The sequence below is a fragment of the Halorubrum ejinorense genome (assembly GCF_055389685.1).
This window is the reverse complement of record NZ_AP043777.1, coordinates 2414991-2432640: the sequence shown is the minus strand read 5'-3', so window position 1 is coordinate 2432640 and position 17650 is coordinate 2414991. Positions and strand designations below refer to the sequence as shown.

19 protein-coding genes are annotated in these 17650 nt (G+C 71.0%); 9 read left to right on the top strand and 10 right to left on the bottom strand.

The window, feature by feature from the left end; genetic code table 11:
• Positions 1–285 precede the first annotated feature (285 nt).
• The 7 genes from ACZ5KW_RS13490 to ACZ5KW_RS13460 all read right to left on the bottom strand — a co-directional run bounded on the left by ACZ5KW_RS13490 (position 286) and on the right by ACZ5KW_RS13460 (position 4926).
• The gene (locus tag ACZ5KW_RS13490) at positions 286–1038 is read right to left on the bottom strand and encodes an ABC transporter ATP-binding protein (protein WP_343778360.1); all 753 of its coding nucleotides are present in this window, start codon (positions 1036–1038) and stop codon (positions 286–288) included.
• Positions 1022–1822, bottom strand: coding sequence for an ABC transporter permease (locus ACZ5KW_RS13485; RefSeq protein ID WP_343778362.1), 801 nt, complete (start codon positions 1820–1822; stop codon positions 1022–1024). The genes ACZ5KW_RS13490 and ACZ5KW_RS13485 overlap by 17 nt, the downstream gene beginning before the upstream one ends.
• Position 1823: 1 nt before the next feature.
• Entirely contained in the window at positions 1824–2801 is a 978-nt protein-coding gene (locus ACZ5KW_RS13480) for an aliphatic sulfonate ABC transporter substrate-binding protein (protein WP_343778363.1), read from the bottom strand.
• Positions 2802–3112: 311 nt separating this feature from the next.
• Positions 3113–3391 (bottom strand): DUF7111 family protein, encoded by a 279-nt coding sequence (locus ACZ5KW_RS13475; RefSeq protein ID WP_343778365.1) that lies wholly within the window; start codon positions 3389–3391, stop codon positions 3113–3115.
• A 72-nt stretch (positions 3392–3463) separates the two neighbouring features.
• Positions 3464–3601 (bottom strand): hypothetical protein, encoded by a 138-nt coding sequence (locus tag ACZ5KW_RS13470; protein WP_371153060.1) that lies wholly within the window; start codon positions 3599–3601, stop codon positions 3464–3466.
• Complete coding sequence (locus tag ACZ5KW_RS13465) at positions 3589–4227, bottom strand: IS6 family transposase (RefSeq protein ID WP_464388573.1); 639 nt, start codon at positions 4225–4227, stop codon at positions 3589–3591. Before ACZ5KW_RS13465 ends, ACZ5KW_RS13470 begins: the two co-directional genes overlap by 13 nt.
• Positions 4228–4287: 60 nt before the next feature.
• Positions 4288–4926, bottom strand: coding sequence for an IS6 family transposase (locus ACZ5KW_RS13460; protein WP_371153062.1), 639 nt, complete (start codon positions 4924–4926; stop codon positions 4288–4290).
• Between the two features lie 95 nt (positions 4927–5021).
• Between ACZ5KW_RS13460 and ACZ5KW_RS13455 the strand changes: the two genes are divergently transcribed.
• The 3 genes from ACZ5KW_RS13455 (at position 5022) to ACZ5KW_RS13445 (ending at position 9444) form a co-directional block, all read left to right on the top strand.
• Positions 5022–5996, top strand: coding sequence for a CehA/McbA family metallohydrolase (locus tag ACZ5KW_RS13455; RefSeq protein ID WP_343778257.1), 975 nt, complete (start codon positions 5022–5024; stop codon positions 5994–5996).
• A 95-nt stretch (positions 5997–6091) separates the two neighbouring features.
• On the top strand, positions 6092–7408 hold the full coding sequence (locus tag ACZ5KW_RS13450) for a molybdopterin molybdotransferase MoeA (RefSeq protein WP_343778256.1): 1317 nt from the start codon (positions 6092–6094) through the stop codon (positions 7406–7408).
• On the top strand, positions 7405–9444 hold the full coding sequence (locus tag ACZ5KW_RS13445) for a molybdopterin biosynthesis protein (RefSeq protein ID WP_343778255.1): 2040 nt from the start codon (positions 7405–7407) through the stop codon (positions 9442–9444). The genes ACZ5KW_RS13450 and ACZ5KW_RS13445 overlap by 4 nt, the downstream gene beginning before the upstream one ends.
• Here ACZ5KW_RS13445 and ACZ5KW_RS13440 read toward each other — a convergent pair.
• The 3 genes from ACZ5KW_RS13440 to ACZ5KW_RS13430 all read right to left on the bottom strand — a co-directional run bounded on the left by ACZ5KW_RS13440 (position 9414) and on the right by ACZ5KW_RS13430 (position 12615).
• Positions 9414–9875 carry a PaaI family thioesterase gene (locus ACZ5KW_RS13440; protein ID WP_343778254.1) on the bottom strand — a complete coding sequence of 154 codons (462 nt, stop codon included), beginning with the start codon at positions 9873–9875 and terminating at the stop codon, positions 9414–9416. The genes ACZ5KW_RS13445 and ACZ5KW_RS13440 overlap by 31 nt on opposite strands.
• A gap of 86 nt (positions 9876–9961) precedes the next feature.
• Entirely contained in the window at positions 9962–10942 is a 981-nt protein-coding gene (locus tag ACZ5KW_RS13435; protein WP_343778253.1) for a DUF8155 domain-containing protein, read from the bottom strand.
• A complete protein-coding gene (locus ACZ5KW_RS13430) occupies positions 10942–12615 on the bottom strand; it encodes a sensor histidine kinase (protein WP_343778252.1) in 1674 nt (557 codons plus the stop codon). The genes ACZ5KW_RS13435 and ACZ5KW_RS13430 overlap by 1 nt, the downstream gene beginning before the upstream one ends.
• A gap of 135 nt (positions 12616–12750) precedes the next feature.
• Between ACZ5KW_RS13430 and ACZ5KW_RS13425 the strand changes: the two genes are divergently transcribed.
• From ACZ5KW_RS13425 to hemA, 6 genes are all read left to right on the top strand, one after another.
• Positions 12751–13461, top strand: coding sequence for a lipoate--protein ligase family protein (locus ACZ5KW_RS13425; protein ID WP_343778251.1), 711 nt, complete (start codon positions 12751–12753; stop codon positions 13459–13461).
• Positions 13462–13527: 66 nt separating this feature from the next.
• Complete coding sequence (locus ACZ5KW_RS13420) at positions 13528–13926, top strand: 30S ribosomal protein S6e (RefSeq protein WP_343778250.1); 399 nt, start codon at positions 13528–13530, stop codon at positions 13924–13926.
• 9 nt (positions 13927–13935) lie between these two features.
• Positions 13936–14403 (top strand): DUF7112 family protein, encoded by a 468-nt coding sequence (locus ACZ5KW_RS13415; protein WP_343778248.1) that lies wholly within the window; start codon positions 13936–13938, stop codon positions 14401–14403.
• Positions 14404–14500: 97 nt separating this feature from the next.
• Positions 14501–15586 (top strand): siroheme decarboxylase subunit beta, encoded by a 1086-nt coding sequence (gene ahbB / locus ACZ5KW_RS13410; protein WP_343778246.1) that lies wholly within the window; start codon positions 14501–14503, stop codon positions 15584–15586.
• A 31-nt stretch (positions 15587–15617) separates the two neighbouring features.
• The gene (locus ACZ5KW_RS13405) at positions 15618–16277 is read left to right on the top strand and encodes a precorrin-2 dehydrogenase/sirohydrochlorin ferrochelatase family protein (RefSeq protein ID WP_343778244.1); all 660 of its coding nucleotides are present in this window, start codon (positions 15618–15620) and stop codon (positions 16275–16277) included.
• On the top strand, positions 16274–17614 hold the full coding sequence (gene hemA, locus ACZ5KW_RS13400) for a glutamyl-tRNA reductase (protein ID WP_343778242.1): 1341 nt from the start codon (positions 16274–16276) through the stop codon (positions 17612–17614). The genes ACZ5KW_RS13405 and hemA overlap by 4 nt, the downstream gene beginning before the upstream one ends.
• Positions 17615–17650 lie beyond the last annotated feature (36 nt).

Below are 17650 nucleotides of genomic sequence, written 5' to 3'. Positions count from 1 at the left end.
CAGTTCGGAGCGGGGAAGAGATCGAGCAGTAAATCGCACTACTGCGCCGGTGTCAATACACCTTAAGGAGGTAATACACACACCGGGGATCCGGCGAGTATTCCGATTCGGAAGTCAGTTAATAAGTGGCCTCGACGTTCGTTTCGTTCGGACTGCGGGCGGCAGGCGGTTCACGCGCGGGGCGAGTCAGCGGTCCGCACGGTGACGCACACCCGCGGCGGTCCGGCCCCACGGTGGTCTGGTTCCGGTCCGCACCGAGAGCCCCGTCGGCGGGGGGAGGCGTCGCTACCGACCGAGCGCGTCGGTCACCTCGCGTCGGAGCGCGACGAGGTCCGAGTCCGCCCGCTCGCGGGGGCGCTCGATGTCGACGCCGACGACCGTCTCCACCGTCCCCGGCTGCCCGCCGAGCACGACGACTCGGTCCGCGAGGTAGACGGCCTCCTCCACGTCGTGCGTGACGAGGACGACGGTCGTCCCGCGCGCCTCCCAGACGTCGAGCAGGTGGTCCTGCTGGTCGGCCTTCGTCAGCCGGTCGAGCGCCGAGAACGGCTCGTCGAGCAGCAGCACCGAGGGGTCGTACGCCAGCCCCCGAGCGAGCGACACGCGCTGGGCCATCCCGCCGGAGAGTTCGTTCGGGCGGCTCTCCGCGAACCCGTCGAGTCCGACGGTCTCTATCAGGTCGTCGACGCGCTCGCGGGCCGCCGGGCTCTCCGGGTCGACGCCTGCCGGGAGCCCGACCGCGACGTTCTCGCGGACGTCGGCCCAGTCGAGCAGCCGCGGCTCCTGGAACACCATCCCGACGGCGTCGCTCCCGCCGTCGCGGACGTCGGTCCCGTCGACGTCGACGCGGCCGGCGAACTCGGCTTCGAGCCCGGAGAGGACGCGGAGCAGCGTCGACTTCCCGCAGCCGGAGGGGCCGACGACGGCGACGAACTCCCCGTCCGCGACCGAGAGGTCGACGCCGTCGAGCGCGACCGTGTCGTCGTAGCGCTTCCGCAGGTCGTCGACGGCGAGGACCGAGTCAGCGTCCGACGACACGGTCTCTCACCTCCTTCACGGCGACGTCGGAGCAGTTACCGAGGAAGGCGAAAAGCAGGATCGACGCCACGATGATGTCGGGGCGTGCGAGGGTCCGGCCGTCGCTCAACAGGAACCCGACGCCCTGACTCGCCGCGATCAGTTCGGCGGCGACGACGAACATCCACGCCAGTCCGACGCCGCCGCGGATCCCGACGAGGAGGCTCGGGAGCGCGGCCGGGAAGACGACCCGGCGCAGCGACTCGACGCGGCCGAGGTCGTACACCTCGGCGACCTCCAACAGCTCCTCGTCGACCGCCGCGATGCCCGTCGAGAGGTTGAGGTACACCGGGAAGAAGGCGCCGACCGCGATGAGCAGGACCTTCGCGCTCTCACCGATACCGAACCAGAGGAGGAACAGCGGGACCCACGCCAGCGAGGGGATGTTCTTCAGGCTCTGTAACAGCGGGTCGAGCAGGTCGCTCGCCGTTCGCGACAGTCCCGTGGCGGTCCCGAGGACGGTGCCGACCGCGATACCGAGCCCGGCGCCGAAGATCACGCGCTGGAGCGTGATCGCGACGTGGCCCCACAGCTCGCCCGAGGCGGCCAGCCCGTAGAGGGTCTCGCCCACCCGCACCGGGGTCGGAAGCTGGTACGCGGCGATGGTGCCGCTCGCGACGAGGAGGTGCCAGACGACGACGAGCGCCGACGGGACGACGAGCCCGAGCAGCGGCCGGAAGCGCTCCGCCGAGGGGAGCGCGACCGGACCGACCGTTCGCGACTCGGTCCGCGCGTCGGTCGCCATCTCAGACGACCTCGCTCGCGAACTCGGAGTCGATCAGCTCGTCGACGTTGTCGGCGGGGTCGGCGTCGTCGGTCACGAGTCCCTCGCTCTCGAGGATCGGCGAGAGGTTTGCGAGTAGTTCGCGGTGCGGCTCGCCCGGGATCGGCTGGGAGAGGTCGGTCCGCCGGGTGAACACGCGCTCGGCGACCGGCGCCGACATCTCGGAGGCGTCCGCGAGGATCCCCGCGGTCTCCTCGGGGTTCTCGATCGCCCACTCGCGGCCGCGCTCGTACGCCTCGATCACGCGCCGCGCGTCCTCGGTGCGGTCCGCGAGGAACCCGTCGAGGAAGTTGAGGAAGCCGTACGTGTTGTACCGGGGCTCGCGGAAGAACAGCTCCGCGCCGTCGTGTTCGAGCTCCAGCTCCGCCATGTGGGGGTCGAGCCCGGCCCACGCGTCCACCTGCCCCTGGACGAGCGCCGACTGGCCCTCGGGGTGTTGGAGGTTGACGACCTCGACGTCCGCCTCGCTCAGCCCGGCGTCTTCGAGCGCTTGGAGCAGGAAGAAGTACGGGTCGGTGCCGCGGGTCGCGGCGACGCTCCGCCCTTCGAGGTCGGCCACCGACTCGATCCCGGTCTCCTCGAACGTGACGAGCGCGGTCCACTCGGGCTCCGAGTAGACGTACGGCGTCGTGATCGGCACGCCGTTCGTCCGAGCCATCAGCGCCGCGATGCCGGCCGTCGAGGAGACGTCCGCCTCGCCGCTCTGTGCGTACTCGTTGGCCTGGTTGCTCCCGAGGCTCAACACCCACTCCACGTCGGTGCCGGTGTCGGCGAACGCCTCTTCGAGCCAGCCCTTCTCCCGTAACACGAGGCTGACCGGGTTGTAGTACGCGTAGTCGACCGTCACGGTCTCCGATTCGCCCCCGCCCCCGACGCAGCCGGCGAGCAGCGATCCGCCGATCGCCGCCCCGGTGCCGCGGAGAACCTGTCTTCGTTCCATCGTGACTCCACGTACCGGTCCCGTTCATAAGTCGATATGGCTATGGAGAATATTCAGCTACGGCTATGATGCTTTGTAGTTATTTATTTTCGGCAGCGGGCGTCCGTCACACGACCTTCGATCGGCGCGTGACGACCGCTACCGCTCGGAGACGTGCTCGTAGTGGGAGCCCCGCGTACCGCCGAAGCGGTTCGGTTCGCGTTCCGGGTACCGGGTTTCGTTGCCGGTACCGGCTCGCGGCGAGGGGCCGCCTCGCGATTCCGCAGCGGTCGGGAGGTCAGTTCCCGCGCGGATTCCGGCCGGGGTTCCGGTTACATTCCCATGTCGGCGGCCCCGTCCGGCACCGGCAGGTCGGGGACGGTCACGCCGAGCAGTTCGGCGGCGTGGTCGAGGGCCATGTCGAACCCGTAGTACCGCTCCAGTTCGTCGCCGTTCGGTCCGGATCGGACCTTCAGCATGGCGTACCCCTCGACGTTCTGCGCGACGGTCGCCTCGCGGCCGTCCAGCGAGAAGGTGAGCAGGCGCTCGCCGTCGGTCTCCTCGTACCGCGCCGCGATGCCGTTCGCCGACGCGGTCTCCGTGTCGGTCATACGCGCGATACGGGCCGGGGCGTGTCGAATCTGTCGGTCCTCCGGGCGGCCCGGCGGGTGGTCGGCGCCCCGCTACCGCGGGTCCCACCCGAGGAACTCCGTCCCCGCTTCGAGTTCGAGATCGGAGGCGTGATCGCCCCGCCGAGCGCGTCGCATCCCGCCGCGGCCGACGCGGGCGCCGATCCGTCCGGGTCGTGTTAACTTAAGCATCGGTTCCAGCAGACGGCGAAGGCTCGGAGCCATGATTCTGCCGCCGTCGGCTCCGCATTTCTGAATGTATTTGAAAATGAAGAGGTTCTGCGTTTTACTTCTCTAAAGATACGTTCGACAGCATTCCGATTTCCATGACGAGTAATTTGAAATCGGAGCGAGGTACGTGAGAGCGCAGCCGTGAGATGTCCGCCAGCATCAACCAGAAAGAGCGCGTCGTCAACGTGGTGTTTCTCTCTGAGATCGCGGAGAAACACCAAAGTAAATTGTTGGTTTTGAACGGGAAATACGTCAACGTAGAGGAATTCGTTTGTACGAGGATCTACGGCGGCATACAGCCAGAATCGGTCTGAGTCGATCTGAATCGCAGTCTCGTCGACCGCAACGCGATTCGGGCTCGCACCGTCAGCTGGCTGTAGATCGGCCTTTTGAATCCAGTTGTGAATTGCTGTTCGACTTCGCTCGACACCCAACCTCTCAAGATACTGTTTGGTATTCGAAAGTGATAGGCCAGCAAGGTGGAGCTGAATACCGGTTTCAATGATCTCGTGGGGTGTCCGCTCTCGCTCCACAAACTCCAAGTCGATCCAATCAGTACAGACGTCGAGGCGGTTGGATTCGGACATAGAGCATTCGAAATACCAACCGCCTCGTTCTTAACTTAACATCGCCCGTCCGCGGTCGCGTTAAGTTTGGCGTGAATTGTGGTAGACGGCGAAGGCTTCGAGCCAGTTTTGAGCTGTCTCTAACGCGACATTGCTGAAACTATTCGCAAACGATGATGTTCGGCGTTCTATTTCCCAAAAGACACGTTCGATGACATTCCGATTTCCATGTTGAATGACTTGAAATCGATAGCCGTCTTCAGCGAGAACTGATCCGAGATAGTCTGCGTCATCGACGAGAAATTCCACGCTATCGAGCTGATAGCGCCGGTGGAGCTCGGTGAGAAACCATCGCGTCGTCTGTTTATTTGCGGTCGGATAGAGACTCACGTGAAGGATCGCGTTCGTCTGCGGATCAACCGCGCCGTACAGCCAGAACTGCTGGCCGTGGAGGCGGATCATCTTTTCGTCAACCGCGAGTTGATCCTCGGAGACGGTCGAGATCGGCTGTAGTTCGGCCTTATGAACCCAGTTATGGATCGCGACGTGACTCCGCTTGATCCCAAACAGTTCAAGATGCTTACTTACCTCTCGCAGTGACATACCGGCCAAGTGACAGCGGATCCCTACTTCAATCGCCCATCGCGGCGTTCGATCTCGCTCCACAAACGACAAGTCTATCCACGCGATACGTTCGCTGAGGCGCTCGGTTTCGGCCATAGACACTCTGAAGTCGAGCGCCTCATCCTCTAACTTAACGCGACGCCGTCCGCGTCCCTCGCGCATTTATATACGAGCCGCCGCGTAGTCGGGACGTGTCTCGCGTCACCGTCAGCATCGATCCCCACGTCCACTCGGAGGGCAGTTACGACGGCCACGAGCCCGTGGACCTGATACTCGAGCACGCGGCCGAGATCGGGCTCGACGCGGTCGTCATCACCGACCACGACGTGATCCGCGAGTCGAAGCGAGCCGCCGAGATCGCCGCCGAGTTCGGCCTGATCGGCATCCCCGGCGTGGAGGTGTCGACCGCGCACGGCCACCTCCTCGCGATCGGCGTCGAGCGGATGCCGCCGCGCGGGCGCCCGTACGCCGAGACGGTGGAGTGGATCCACGAGCGCGGCGGCGTCGCGATCGTTCCGCACCCGTTCCAGCGCTCGCGACACGGGGTCCGCCAGCGTCACATCCCGACCCCCGAAGCGGCCGAGGAAGCGCCCGCGGAGGGCGCCGTGCTGGAGTCGGACGCGGAGCCCGCCGCGTCGGTCACCGGGGACGGCGGCTCGCCCGTCGCGGCCGCCGACATCGACGTCGTCAACGAGCCCGCGCCGGCTCGCGAGTCCGCACCGGTCCACGAGGTCGACGCGATCGAGGTGTTCAACGCGTGGCTGTTCACGGGGTACCGCAACCGTCGCGCCCGGCGGTTCGCGGCGACGCACGGCTACCCCGGCGTCGCCGCCAGCGACGCGCACCACCTCCAGTACGTCGGCCGGGCGTTCACCGAACTGACGATCGAGGGGTGCGAGTCGGTTCACGGGGTCACCGCGGACGACGTGCTGTCGGCGATCCGCCGCGGGACGACGACCGTCAGCGGCCGCCGCGCCCCCATCCGGATGGCGGCGAAACACTACGTGGGCGCCGCGAGTCGGCGGTCGGCGTACTACGCGCGGACCGGCGCCGCCCGCGGCGCGCGGGCCACCAAGCGGACCGCCGCCGACGGGCTCTCGGCCGCGAAGGTCGCGACCCTCCAATCGATCCACCGCACCCGTCGGATCCTCTCCTGGTTCGCTTGACGGGCCGTCTCGGCGAGCGCGCCGGAACCCGTTGATTCCGGCGACGCCGCCCGCGGAGAACGGGGTTTTTGCCCGCGGCCGCGAAATGGACATCCATGAGCCACGACAGACGCGAGTCCGGATTCAAGCGGCGGACCCGGGTCGCGGACGCGAGGGCGACGCTGCTCGACGCGGTCACGCCGCACGACCGGCGGGAGACGGTCCCGGTCGGGGCCGCCGACGGCCGCGTCGTCGCCGAGCCGATCGACGCGCCGGCGCCGGTGCCGGGGTACGACCGGGCCGCGATGGACGGCTACGCGGTCCGCGCGAGCGACACCTTCGGCGCCGGCGACCGCTCCCCCGCGGTCCTCGCCGCCAAGCCGGTCGAGTCGGAGCGCGTCGCGCCCGGCGAGGCCGTCCGCGTCCACACCGGCAGCGCGGTCCCGGAGGGCGCCGACGCGGTCGTGATGATCGAACGGGTCGAGGCGGTCGGCGACGACCTCGAAGTGTTCGACGCGGTCGCGACCGGCGAGAACGTCGGCGAGGCCGGCGAGGACGTGGCGGCCGGACAGCGCCTGTACGAGCCCGGGCACGCCCTCCGCCCCTCCGACATCGGCCTGCTGCGCTCCGTGGGCCTCGACGAGGTCGCGGTCCGGGAGCCGCCCGAGGTCGCCGTGATCCCGACCGGCGAGGAACTGGTCGAGTCCGACCCCGGCCCCGGCGAAGTGATCGAGACGAACGGGCTCACGGTCTCGCGGCTCGTCGAGCGGTGGGGCGGCGAGGCGCGCTACCGCGACGTCGTCACCGACGACCCGGACGCGCTCCGCGAGGCGGTCGCGGCCGACCTCGACGCCGACGTGGTGGTCACCACCGGCGGCTCCTCGGTGGGCGAGCGGGACCTGATCCCGGAGGTCGTCGACGGTATCGGCGAGGTGCTGGTCCACGGCGTCGCCCTGAAGCCCGGCCACCCGGTGTGTCTCGGCCGCGCGGAGGGGACGCCGGTCGTCTCGCTGCCCGGGTACCCGGTGGCGTGTATCGTCAACGCGGCCCAGTTCCTCCGGCCCGCGATGAAGCGGTCGGCCGGAGCGACCGCCGACCCGTTCCCCACGCGGCGGGCGACGCTCGGTCGGAAGGTCGCGAGCGAGCCCGGCGTGCGGACGTTCGCGCGGGTGTCGCTCTCTGAGCCGGACGCCGCCGACGGCGACGACGCTGCCGCCAACGGCGACGACGCTGCTAGCAACGGCGACGACGCTGCCGCCAACGGCGACGGACCCGCCGACGCGCTCCCGACCGCGACGCCGACGCGCGCCAGCGGTTCCGGGATCCTCTCCAGCGTCGCGCTCGCGGACGGCTGGGTCGTCGTGCCGGAGCCCCGCGAGGGGCTCGACGCGGGCGAGCCGGTCGACGTCGAACTGTGGGAGGTGACCCAATGAGCGACCGCAAGGAGTTCCGCGACCTCGCCACCCCGCAGGCCGCCCGCGACGCCGTCGCGTCGCTCGACCTGTCGCCGGCGCCGGAGGCGGTCCCGCTGCGGGAGGCCCGCGGCCGCGTGCTGGCCGAGCGGGTCGACGCCGCTATCGACGTGCCGGGATTCGACCGCGCCTCGATGGACGGCTACGCCGTGCGAGCGCGCGACACCTTCGGCGCGGACGAGGCCGACCCCGCGACGCTCGACCTCGTCGGCACGGTCCACGCGGGCGCCGCTCCCGACGTGACAGTCGAGCCCGGTACCTGCGCCGAGATATCCACGGGCGCGGTGATGCCCGACGGCGCCGACGCGGTCGTGATGGTCGAGCGGACGGACGAGGTGGGCGAGAGCGACGGGGCCAGCGGGGGCGCCGAAGCCGCCGACGAACCCTCGCGGATCGCGGTCCGAACCTCGGTCGCGCCCGGCGATCACGTGATGACGGCGGGGACGGACATCGCGGCGGGAGCGCGCGCGCTCGGCCCGGGCACTCGGCTGACGCCGCGAGAGATCGGGCTGCTGTCGGCGCTCGGCGTCGACGAGGTTCCGGTCCGCGGCCGCCCGCGGGTCGGGATCGTCTCGACCGGCGACGAGCTCGTCCGGCCGGGCGAGGAACTGGACCCCGGCCGCGGCGAGATATACGACGTGAACTCGACGACGATCGCCGCGGGCGTCGAGGAGGCGGGCGGCGAACCTGTCCTCTATCCGCACGCCGGCGACGACTACGAGGAGATGGAGCGACTCCTGCGGCGGGCGGCAGACGAGTGCGACCTCGTGCTCTCTTCCGGGTCGACCTCTGCGAGCGCGGTCGACGTCATCTACCGCGTGATCGAGGCGCGCGGCGAGCTCCTCCTCCACGGCGTCGCGGTCAAGCCCGGCAAGCCGATGCTCGTCGGGCGGCTGGACCGAACCGACGAGGCGGACGACTCGCGCGGCAGCGAGTCCGCATACGTCGGCCTCCCCGGTTACCCGGTGTCCGCGCTTACCATCTTCCGGACGTTCGTCGCGCCGGCGATCCGAGAGGCCGCCGGCCAGCCCGAGCCCGCGACGGCGACGGTCGAGGGCCGGATGGGCGTGAGCGAGCGCTACGGCGAGGGACGCCTGCGTCTGATGCCGGTCGGCCTGCTCGACCTGAGCGACGGCGGCGCCGTCGGCGACGCGGACGACCGCCCGCTCGTCTACCCGGTCGACAAGGGCTCCGGCGCGACGACGAGCCTCGTCGAGGCGGACGGCGTCGTCGCGGTCGACCCGGACACCGAGTACCTCGACGTCGGCGAGTCCGTTTCGGTCGACCTGTTCTCGCCCGACGTGCGGCCGCCGACGCTCCTCGGCGTCGGCGAGGACGACCCCGCGCTCAACCGGCTGCTCGACCGGCTCGCGAGCCCGCGCTACCTCGCCGTCGGCTCCCGCGAGGGCCTCCGACGCCTCCGCGACGGCGTCCCCGACGTGGCCGTGACCGCGGGGCCGACCGACCGCGAGGTCGACGGCGTCGACCTCGGGGGCTGGACCCGCGAGTGGGGCCTCGTCGTCCCCGACGGCAACCCCGACGACGTGACCGGGATCGCGGACCTGATCGACCGCGACCTGCGGTTCCGGAACCGGCCGACGGTCTCCGGGCTCCGGCGGAGCCTCGACGCGGCGCTCGACGCCCTCGCGAGCGGGCGCGACGCCGACCGCCGCGAACTCGCCGAGCGGATCGACGGGTACGAGCGGACGGTGAAAGCGTTCGAGAGCCCGGTCCGGGCGGTCGCCGCCGGCGACGCGGACGCCGGGCTCGGGCTCCGCGAGACGGCGACGCGACTCGGCTGCGAGTTCGTTCCGCTCGGCGAGCAGTCCGTGGTCGTCCGCGCCGCTCCGGACCGGGCCGACCGCGATCCGGTCGCGGCGCTGGCGGCGGAGCTGTCGGGCGAGGGCTCTGGTGAAGCCACGGCCGAGCGTCCCGACCTCGACGCGATCCTCGACTCCCTCCCCGGCTACTCGCGGAACAGCCGGAACGACCCCTGACCGGTGACGACCTCGGAGCTGTCCCCGTTGGTCGCAGCGGTGACGGTCATGTCGCTGACGCCGATCGACCCGCCGGCTCGAACGATCTCGGCCTCGGCGCGCAGGTCGCCGGTCGCGGGCCGGAGGTAGTTCGCGTTGAGGTTCACTGTCGCCACGCCGCCCGCGAGCGGGTCCTCGAACGCCGTGCGCTGTACCACGCCGCCGGCCGTGTCGATGAGCGTCGCCGCGACGCCGCCGTGTATCGTCCGTCCGTCGGCGTTCGTGAGCTTGTCGTCGAACGGGATCGAGAGCACGACGCGGCCGCGCTCGATGACCTCGACCGACGTGTTCAGCCACGAGAGGTAGCCGTGTTCGTCCTCTAGCTTCCGCTGGACGAACGACTTCGCCTCGTCAGGGAGCGGGTCCATCTCCGCGACGTCCGTGCGGTCCATGTTCCCGGGTCGCTCTCGGGCGGCTTGTAGCCCCCGGAAACGCGAGACAACGGGCCGTCAATTGGACCGGCCGGCCCCGCGGCGGGTCACCCGACCCCGAGCCGGATCGGGTCGTCGCTGGGGACGACGTCGAGCGTCACGGACTCGCCGACCGCGAACTCCCGGTCGGGACAGACGACCTTCACCCCGAACCGCTCGCCGCGGTCGGCGAAAAGCGAGAGGCCGACCACCCGCTCGCCGTTCGCGCGCACGTCGACGGGCGCCCACTCGACGCGGCCGACCTCCGGCTCGCCGGGGCGCTCGATCCGGGTTCCGACCGTCGTCCCGAACAGCGACACGCACGCGCCGTCCGCCGCGCGGTCGTGACGGGCCGCCTCGCCGGTCGGGTCCGGCGCCGCGAACGTCCCGCCGCCGGCGTAGTGCGTGAGGCCGCCGTCCAGCGGGGCTCCCTCGTCGCTCGCGAGCGCCGCGAAGTCCGGACCCGACTTCGCGCGCCGAGGCCCCGCGACGACGACGTGGGTCGGCCCGCGCTCGACGACGGGACCGGTTCCGTCCCACTCGACCGGCTCGACGGGCACGTCCGCCCTGACCGGAAGCGATCCGCTCGCCCGGAGCGGGTCCGCGTCCGGCGGTCGGAAGCCGAGGTGGACGTGGTCGGCGACCCACTGCCCGAAGAACCCCGACCGGGTCGTCGGGCCGAGCGCGTCGCCGACGGCCACCCGGTCGCCGGGTGAGACCTCGGGGATCACGTGGAGGATGCGCGCGGCGGTGCCGGGCGGGGCCCCGGCGCGCGCACACCAGTCGTCGGTCAGATCGACGACGATCAGGTGGTCCTCGGCGGCCGCGTACGAGCGGTCCGGACAGCCGACGGTCCGAACGTCGCGGACGACGCCCGCGACCGGCGATCGGCCGACGCCGTCGCCGGGATACAGGTCGACGGCGCGGCCGCGGTCGTGGGCGGGATACGGGGAGTTGAACCGCGAGAAACGTCGGTAGCGCTCGATCACCCCGGGGGGGATCCGGACCGCTTCCTCGACCGGCTCGCCGTCGGTGGGCGCTCCCGGCATCAGTCCGCGGCCTCCATCCCCTCGATCACGAACCGGGCGCCGCCGGCGTCGGAGGCCGACACCGAGAGCGTCCAGCCGTGGGCCTCGACGATGTCGCCGACGATCGCGAGCCCCAGTCCCGTCCCCCCGCCGAGCGACACGCCCCGCTCGGTGACGCGCTCTCGGTCTTCCGGGGGGATTCCCTGGCCGTCGTCCCCGACCGCGAGCGTCACCTCGTCGCCGTCGGACGCGACCGAGACGGTGATCGCCACGTCTTCGCCGGCGTGGTCGACGGCGTTGCGAAACAGGTTCGAGACCAGCTGTTCGAGGCGGTCGCCGTCGGCCGACACGGTCGCGTCGCCCTCGACGGCGAGCGTCGCGTCCGCGGTCTCCAGCCGGGACCAGACGCGCCTGACCGTCGCGTCGAGCGAGACGCGGTCGAGTTCGTCGACCGTCTCGCCAGCCGTCGCCAGCGCGAGCAGCCCCTCGATCATGTCGTCCATCCGCTCGTGGGCGTTCGCCGCCCGGTCCAGCGAGCCGTCGGGGTCGTCGGCGCGCTGTCGCGCCAGTTCGACCGCCGCCGAGGCGGCCGCGAGTGGGTTCCGCAGGTCGTGAGAGACGACGCCGGCGAACTCCTCTAACCGTTCGTTCTGGCGTTCGAGTTCGGCTTCGCGCTGTTCGAGTTCCGCCTGTCGCCGCTCCCGCGCGGTCACGTCGCGGAGGAGGAAGACGTGGCCGCGGTCGGTCCCGCGCGGGTCGGTTATCGGGTCCTCCTGAATGTCGAACTGGCGGTCGCCGATGGTTATCGGGTGCTCGACGCCGGTCTCCAGCCGCGGGAACGCCTCGCCCAGTTCGGAACCGACCGCGTCGGGCGGGAGGATCGACTCCGCGGCGGGGTTCAGGTCCCGGATCTGTCCGTCCGAACCCGCGACGATCACGGGGTCTTGGATCACTTCGACGGCGGTGTCACGGGCGACGACGGCGGCGTCGAGGGTCCCGAGCCAGAAGACGGTGCCGTACAGGAAGACGCCGTGGATCACGAACGCCGTCGGGAGCCACGAGAGGTGCGCGTAGCTCCCGACGTCTACCACCGTCGCGCCCCCCGCGAGGAACGGGAACAGCGTGCCGAGGAGGATGACGAACGTCTGGAGCCGGTATCGGTTCCCCGTCCGCTCGTAGAGGTCGACGACGAGGAGCGCGCCGGCGATACAGAGGGCGTACGAGAAGAGGACGAACACGCCGCCGGCGGGACCCAGCCCGTATCCGAGCAGCGTGAACGGCCCGTCGACGACGGGGGTCACCGAGCGCCGAGCCAGCCCGTGCGTCCCGCTCGACCACGCGAGTAGCACCCAGACGAACGCCGGCGTCACGAGCGCGACGATCCGGTTTTCCGTCCGCCAGTTGTCGTGGCCGGTGAACGCCAGCGCGAACGCCATCCAGAGGACCGGGAGCGCGCCCAGGAGCGGCGTCGACAGGTTGAGCGCGACCGTCATCGCGACCTCTCCCGGTGCGGCGACGCGGAGGGCGTACAGGACGGAGACGGCCCCGCCACAGAGGAGATAGAGCGAGACCTCGAGCCCCCCGGGTTCGTCTCGGTCCCGCCACGCGACCCGGCCGAGCCAGAGTCCGATACCCCCCGCCAGCAGGCAGGCGGTGAGGTACGCTTGGACCGGCAGGGCGCCGAGGTCGCTCATCGATATCGGTACCACTCTCAGGGCCGACAAAACTGTTGTGTCACGCGACGACGCTCGCGACGCGTGAGGGCGGCGCCCTCGCGCGACCCGACCGAGCGCAAGGGGCTTGTGCGGTCCGCCCGTCAGTTGCGTCGTATGCGCGTGTACAGGGGAGAACTCGAGACGCCGGCCGCCGACCGGAGCCCGACGGCCGACCTGCTCGCGTCGGCCGCGGACGGCGTGCCGGCCGTTCGCGTCACCCCGCCGCCGCGGCAGGTGGCGTTCGGTCGCCGCGACGCCCGCGAGGACGGGTTCGATCGGGCGAAGCGCGCGGCCCGAGGCGCCGACTTCCCGGTCGTCGAGCGCGACGTCGGCGGCCGCGCGGTCGCGTACACCGGCTCGACCCTCTCGTTCGGGGTCGCGGTGCCGACCGGCGAGGGTCGCGGGTCGATCGAGTCGCGGTACGACGCCGCGACCGCGACCCTCCGGGAGGCGCTCCGCGACCTCGGCGCCGACGTGGTCCGCGGCGAGCCGCCGGCCGCGTTCTGTCCCGGCGACCACTCCCTGCGGGCCGCGGGGGGCGGTAAGGTCGCGGGCCTCGCCCAGCGGGTCAGGGCGGACGCGGCGCTCGTCGCCGGAGTCCTCGTCGTCTCGGCGGCCGATCCGGACCCGATCGCGAGGGTGACGGAGCCCGTCTACGAGGCGCTCGGGGTCCCGTTCGACCCGGAGTCGGTCGGGAGCGTCGCCGACGCCGGCGGCCCGGGCGACCCGGACGCCGTTGCCCGCGCGGTCGAGGACGCGTTCGTCGACGGTCCCTGGGGCGACGGCGAGCGGCGGATCGTCCGCGTCGACGGGACAGACGCCTGAGCGCGTCGCGGCTCGCGGTTCCGACGTTTCGACGTGCTTTTTATGCGCGGGAGTTTTGGTTCGCGCATGGCCGAATTCAAAGTCGTCGTCGCCGACCCCGAGACCGGCGAGACGTTCCAGCGAGAGGTCGACGGACAGGACGCCAACCGGTTCCTCGGTCGCGAACTCGGCGACGAGATCGGCGGCGACGCCGTCGGGCTGTCCGACTACACGATCGAACTCACCGGCGGCTCGGACGAGACCGGTCGTCCGATGCGCGAGGACGTCTCCGGCACCCGCCTGAAGGAGCTGCTCCTCGAAGGCGGCGTCGGGTTCAAGCCGTCCCGCGAGGGCGAGCGCAAGCGGATCACCGTCCGCGGCCGCGAAATCGACGACGACATCGCACAGATCAACGTGAGCGTCGTCGACGGCGACGGCGACGTGGCGGACGCGTTCGGCGAGGGCGACGCCGAAGACGACGAGTAAGCCGGGCCGATGCCTCGCGTCCCCTCCGACGGCGAGGACGTTTCCTCCGTTCGCGTCTCGCTCGCGCGGAGCGGCGGCACTCGCCGCCCCTGCGTCAGACTCCCCGACGACGACGCGCTCGACGGCCGCGTCGAGTCAGGCGACTGTGACGCGCTCGGCGTGAGCGCGGGCGACGTCGTCCGCGTCGCGTTCGACCGCGAAGAGTACCACGCGCGGGTCGCCGGCGACTCCGAGGGCCGCCTCCTCCGCGGGGCCTTCGACAACCGCCGGCTCGCGCGCGACCCCGGCGAGGGCGAGAACCGGCTGGTCGAGTGGCTCGACGCGAACGGTCGAGAGCCGGGCGACAGCGTCGTCCTCGACGTGGTCGTCCCCGGCGAACTGTACGGGCTGCGGGTTCCGGGCGAACGGACCGTCTACGACGCCAACCGGGAGCCTCGGTCGTCGCTCGCGGACATCGCCCGCGACGTGGACGGCTGACCGCGCCGCGAAGGCCGACCGCCGAGACGACGGCTACGGTCCGCCGTTCCGGCGGCAGGTCGGATCGCTTATTCTCGCTCGGCCCCGACGAAGTATCATGCAGGAGGTCGACGCGGACCTGACGACGCTCGACCGCGCGATCATCAACGCGTTCCAAGGGGGGTTCCCGGTGACGGAACGGCCTTTCGACGCGGCGGCGGCCGCGCTCCGGGAGCGCGGCGTCGACGTCACGGGGCCGGAACTGTGCGAGCGCGTCCGCGAACTCGACGAGGCGGGCACGCTCTCGCGGTTCGGCGCCCTCGTCAACGCCGAGGAGATCGGCGGCGCCGCGTCGCTCGTGGCGATGCACGCGCCCGAGGAGCGCTACGAGGAGATCGCGGACGTGGTCAACGAGTTCACCGCCGTCGCGCACAACTACGAACGCGAACACCCGCACCTCAACATGTGGTTCGTGGTGAGCGTCGCCGACCACTCGGACCCGGACAAGGACGGCAACGACCGGGTCGAGGAGGTGCTCGCCGACATCGAGGCGGCGACGGGCCAGGAGACGTACAACCTCCCGAAGCTCCGCGAGTTCCACGTGGGCGCGAAGTTCCTCGTCGACGGGCCGGTCCCCGACGGCGACGTCGACTTATCGCACCTCGGTCCGGCGGTCACGCCGAGCGACCGGGGGACGCTCACCCCCGACGAGCGCGACCTCGTCGTCGAGATTCAGGGCGGGTTGCCCGTGACGGAGACGCCGTACGCCGACGTGGCGGCGGCGCTCGGCGCCGACGTGGAGTGGGTGATCGAGACGATCAAGCGGTTCGACGCCGAGGGGAAGGTGCGGCGCGTCGGCGTCATCCCGAACCACTACGCGCTCGGCTACACGGAGAACGGGATGACGGTGTGGAACGTGCCGGAGAGTGCACTCGACGAGGTGGGCCCCGCCGTGGCGGACCTCGGCTTCGTCACGCACTGTTACGAGCGTCCGCGCCACGAGGGCGTCTGGGAGTACAACTTCTTCGCGATGACCCACGGGCGCACCGAGGCCGAAAGCGAGCGCCGGATCGCGGAGGTCCGGGACCTGATGTCGGAGTTCTGGGACGTCGGCAGCGACGATTGGGACACGCTGTTCTCGACGCGAATCCTGAAGAAGACCGGCATCCGTATCGCCGACCGCGCGGACAGCAACACGGCGTGACCCGCCGCACGACCGACTTCGGAGGTCCGACGTGACGCCGCTGTACCACGACTTCGCGGGCGAGACGGTCCTCGTCTTCGGCGGGGGCGCCGTCGGCTCGCGGAAAGCCGGCGGGTTCGACGACGCGGCGCGCATCGTCGTCGTCAGCCCGCAGTTCACCGACCGCGTGGTGTCGCTCGCGGCCGACGACGAGCGGGTCGAACTCGTCCGAGCGGCGCCGGACCCCGACGCGGTCGCCGGCTGGGTCGAACGGATCGACCCGGCGCTGGCGGTCGCGGCGACGGACGACGCGGCGGTCAACGCCGCGGTCGAGGCCGCCGCCCTCGATCGGGGGCTCCTCGTCAACCGGACCGACGTCTCCGGCGACCGCGACCCGGGGAGCGTCGTGGTCCCCGCGACGATCGAGGACGACCCGGTGGCCGTGGCGCTCTCGACGGGGGGAACCAGCCCCGCGCTCGCGAAGGCGCTGCGCGAGCGGATCGAAGCCGAGATCGACGGTGCGGGCGAGATGGCGAGGCTCTCAGGGGAGATCCGCGAGGAGCTGAAAGCCGACGGCGTCGCTCCGGAGAAACGCCGGGAAGCGGTCCGGCGCGTTGTCAGATCCCGGGGGGTTTGGAAGGGTTTACAAAAGGGGAGATCTTACGGACGGCAAGAGGCTGACACCGTGATCGAGGAGGTACTCAACCGATGAGAGAGACGGGTGCGATCGCCGGCGTGAGCGTCGCCCACTCCGGCGCGACGGTCGACGAGATCGAGGCCGCCGGCGGCGACGGCGTCCGCGCGACCGTCTCTGACCTGCTCGCACGCGAAGGGGTCGAGGAGGCGTTCGCGATTCAGACGTGTAACCGGTCCGAGGCGTACGTCGTCACCGACCGGACCGTCGACGGGACCACGGCGCTCGCGACGTTCGCCCCCGACGTCCGCGGCGGCGCGGTCCGCCGCCTCGGCCACGAGGAGAGCTTGGAACACCTGATGCGCGTCGCGTCGGGACTGGAGTCGCTCGTCCTCGGCGAAGACCAGATCATCGGGCAGCTGCGGGAGGCCTACGAGGAGTCGAAGTCCGCCGGCGGGATCGGTCCGGTGTTGAAAGACGCGGTGACGAAGGCGCTCCACGTCGGCGAGCGCGCCCGGACGGAGACTGAGATCAACGAGGGCGTCGTCTCGCTCGGCTCCGCGGCGGTCCGGCTCGCGGCGAGCGAGATCGACCTGACCGACGGGTCGGCGGTCGTCGTCGGCGCCGGCGAGATGGGCACGCTGGCGGCCCGCACGCTCGACGACACCCCGGTCTCGGAGATAATCGTCGCGAACCGCACCGTCCCGCACGCGGAGTTCGTCACCGAGGAGGTGGACACCCCGGCCGAGGCGGTCCCGCTCGCGGACCTGCCCGCGGTGATCCCGGACGCCGACCTCGTGGTCACCGCGACCGGCAGCCCCGACTTCGTCGTCCACCCCTCCTACGTCGACGCCGCCGGCCGGGTCGTCTGTATCGACATCGCACAGCCCCGCGACATCGACCCGGCGGCCGGCGCCCGCGAGGGCGTAACGGTCTACGACATCGACGACCTCGAAGACGTGACCCAGCGGACCAGAGAGAGCCGCGCCGAGGAGGCGCGCGAGGTCGAGTCGATCATCGACGACGAGCTCGACCGCATCCTCGAGGCGTACAAGCGCAAGCGGGCCGACGACGCCATCTCCGCGATGTACGCCGGCGCGGACCGGGTGAAGGCGCGAGAGCTCGACCGCGCGATGTCGAAGCTGGAGGCGCAAGGCGACCTCAACGACGAGCAGCGCGAGACGGTCGAGGACTTGGCGGACGCGCTGGTCGGACAGCTGCTCGCGGCGCCGACGCGCTCGCTCCGGGACGCGGCCGGCGAGGACGACTGGGAGACCATCCGGACGGCGCTCCGGCTGTTCGACCCCGATTTCACACCCAAGACGGATGCCCCTGAGAACGCCGACCCCGCAGGCGCCGGCACCGGCCGGCCGGACGCGGTCCCGGACTCCGTCGCCGAAGAGCTGGACGACTGAGCGGCGCGGTCGACCGAGACCGCCTCCGCGTCCTTT

Excerpts from the sequence above, each read along its gene's own strand:
- ACZ5KW_RS13460 (WP_371153062.1), bottom strand. The coding sequence starts at position 4,926 with ATGGCCGAAACCGAGCGCCTCAGCGAACGTATCGCGTGGATAGACTTG.
- ACZ5KW_RS13445 (WP_343778255.1), top strand. The coding sequence starts at position 7,405 with ATGAGCGACCGCAAGGAGTTCCGCGACCTCGCCACCCCGCAGGCCGCC.
- ACZ5KW_RS13470 (WP_371153060.1), bottom strand. The coding sequence starts at position 3,601 with ATGCTTAAGTTAACACGACCCGGACGGATCGGCGCCCGCGTCGGCCGC.
- ACZ5KW_RS13480 (WP_343778363.1), bottom strand. The coding sequence starts at position 2,801 with ATGGAACGAAGACAGGTTCTCCGCGGCACCGGGGCGGCGATCGGCGGA.
- ACZ5KW_RS13485 (WP_343778362.1), bottom strand. The coding sequence starts at position 1,822 with ATGGCGACCGACGCGCGGACCGAGTCGCGAACGGTCGGTCCGGTCGCG.
- ACZ5KW_RS13465 (WP_464388573.1), bottom strand. The coding sequence starts at position 4,227 with ATGTCCGAATCCAACCGCCTCGACGTCTGTACTGATTGGATCGACTTG.
- ACZ5KW_RS13420 (WP_343778250.1), top strand. The coding sequence starts at position 13,528 with ATGGCCGAATTCAAAGTCGTCGTCGCCGACCCCGAGACCGGCGAGACG.
- ACZ5KW_RS13475 (WP_343778365.1), bottom strand. The coding sequence starts at position 3,391 with ATGACCGACACGGAGACCGCGTCGGCGAACGGCATCGCGGCGCGGTAC.
- ACZ5KW_RS13415 (WP_343778248.1), top strand. The coding sequence starts at position 13,936 with ATGCCTCGCGTCCCCTCCGACGGCGAGGACGTTTCCTCCGTTCGCGTC.
- ACZ5KW_RS13430 (WP_343778252.1), bottom strand. The coding sequence starts at position 12,615 with ATGAGCGACCTCGGCGCCCTGCCGGTCCAAGCGTACCTCACCGCCTGC.
- ahbB (WP_343778246.1), top strand. The coding sequence starts at position 14,501 with ATGCAGGAGGTCGACGCGGACCTGACGACGCTCGACCGCGCGATCATC.
- ACZ5KW_RS13440 (WP_343778254.1), bottom strand. The coding sequence starts at position 9,875 with ATGGACCGCACGGACGTCGCGGAGATGGACCCGCTCCCTGACGAGGCG.
- ACZ5KW_RS13435 (WP_343778253.1), bottom strand. The coding sequence starts at position 10,942 with ATGCCGGGAGCGCCCACCGACGGCGAGCCGGTCGAGGAAGCGGTCCGG.
- hemA (WP_343778242.1), top strand. The coding sequence starts at position 16,274 with ATGAGAGAGACGGGTGCGATCGCCGGCGTGAGCGTCGCCCACTCCGGC.
- ACZ5KW_RS13450 (WP_343778256.1), top strand. The coding sequence starts at position 6,092 with ATGAGCCACGACAGACGCGAGTCCGGATTCAAGCGGCGGACCCGGGTC.
- ACZ5KW_RS13425 (WP_343778251.1), top strand. The coding sequence starts at position 12,751 with ATGCGCGTGTACAGGGGAGAACTCGAGACGCCGGCCGCCGACCGGAGC.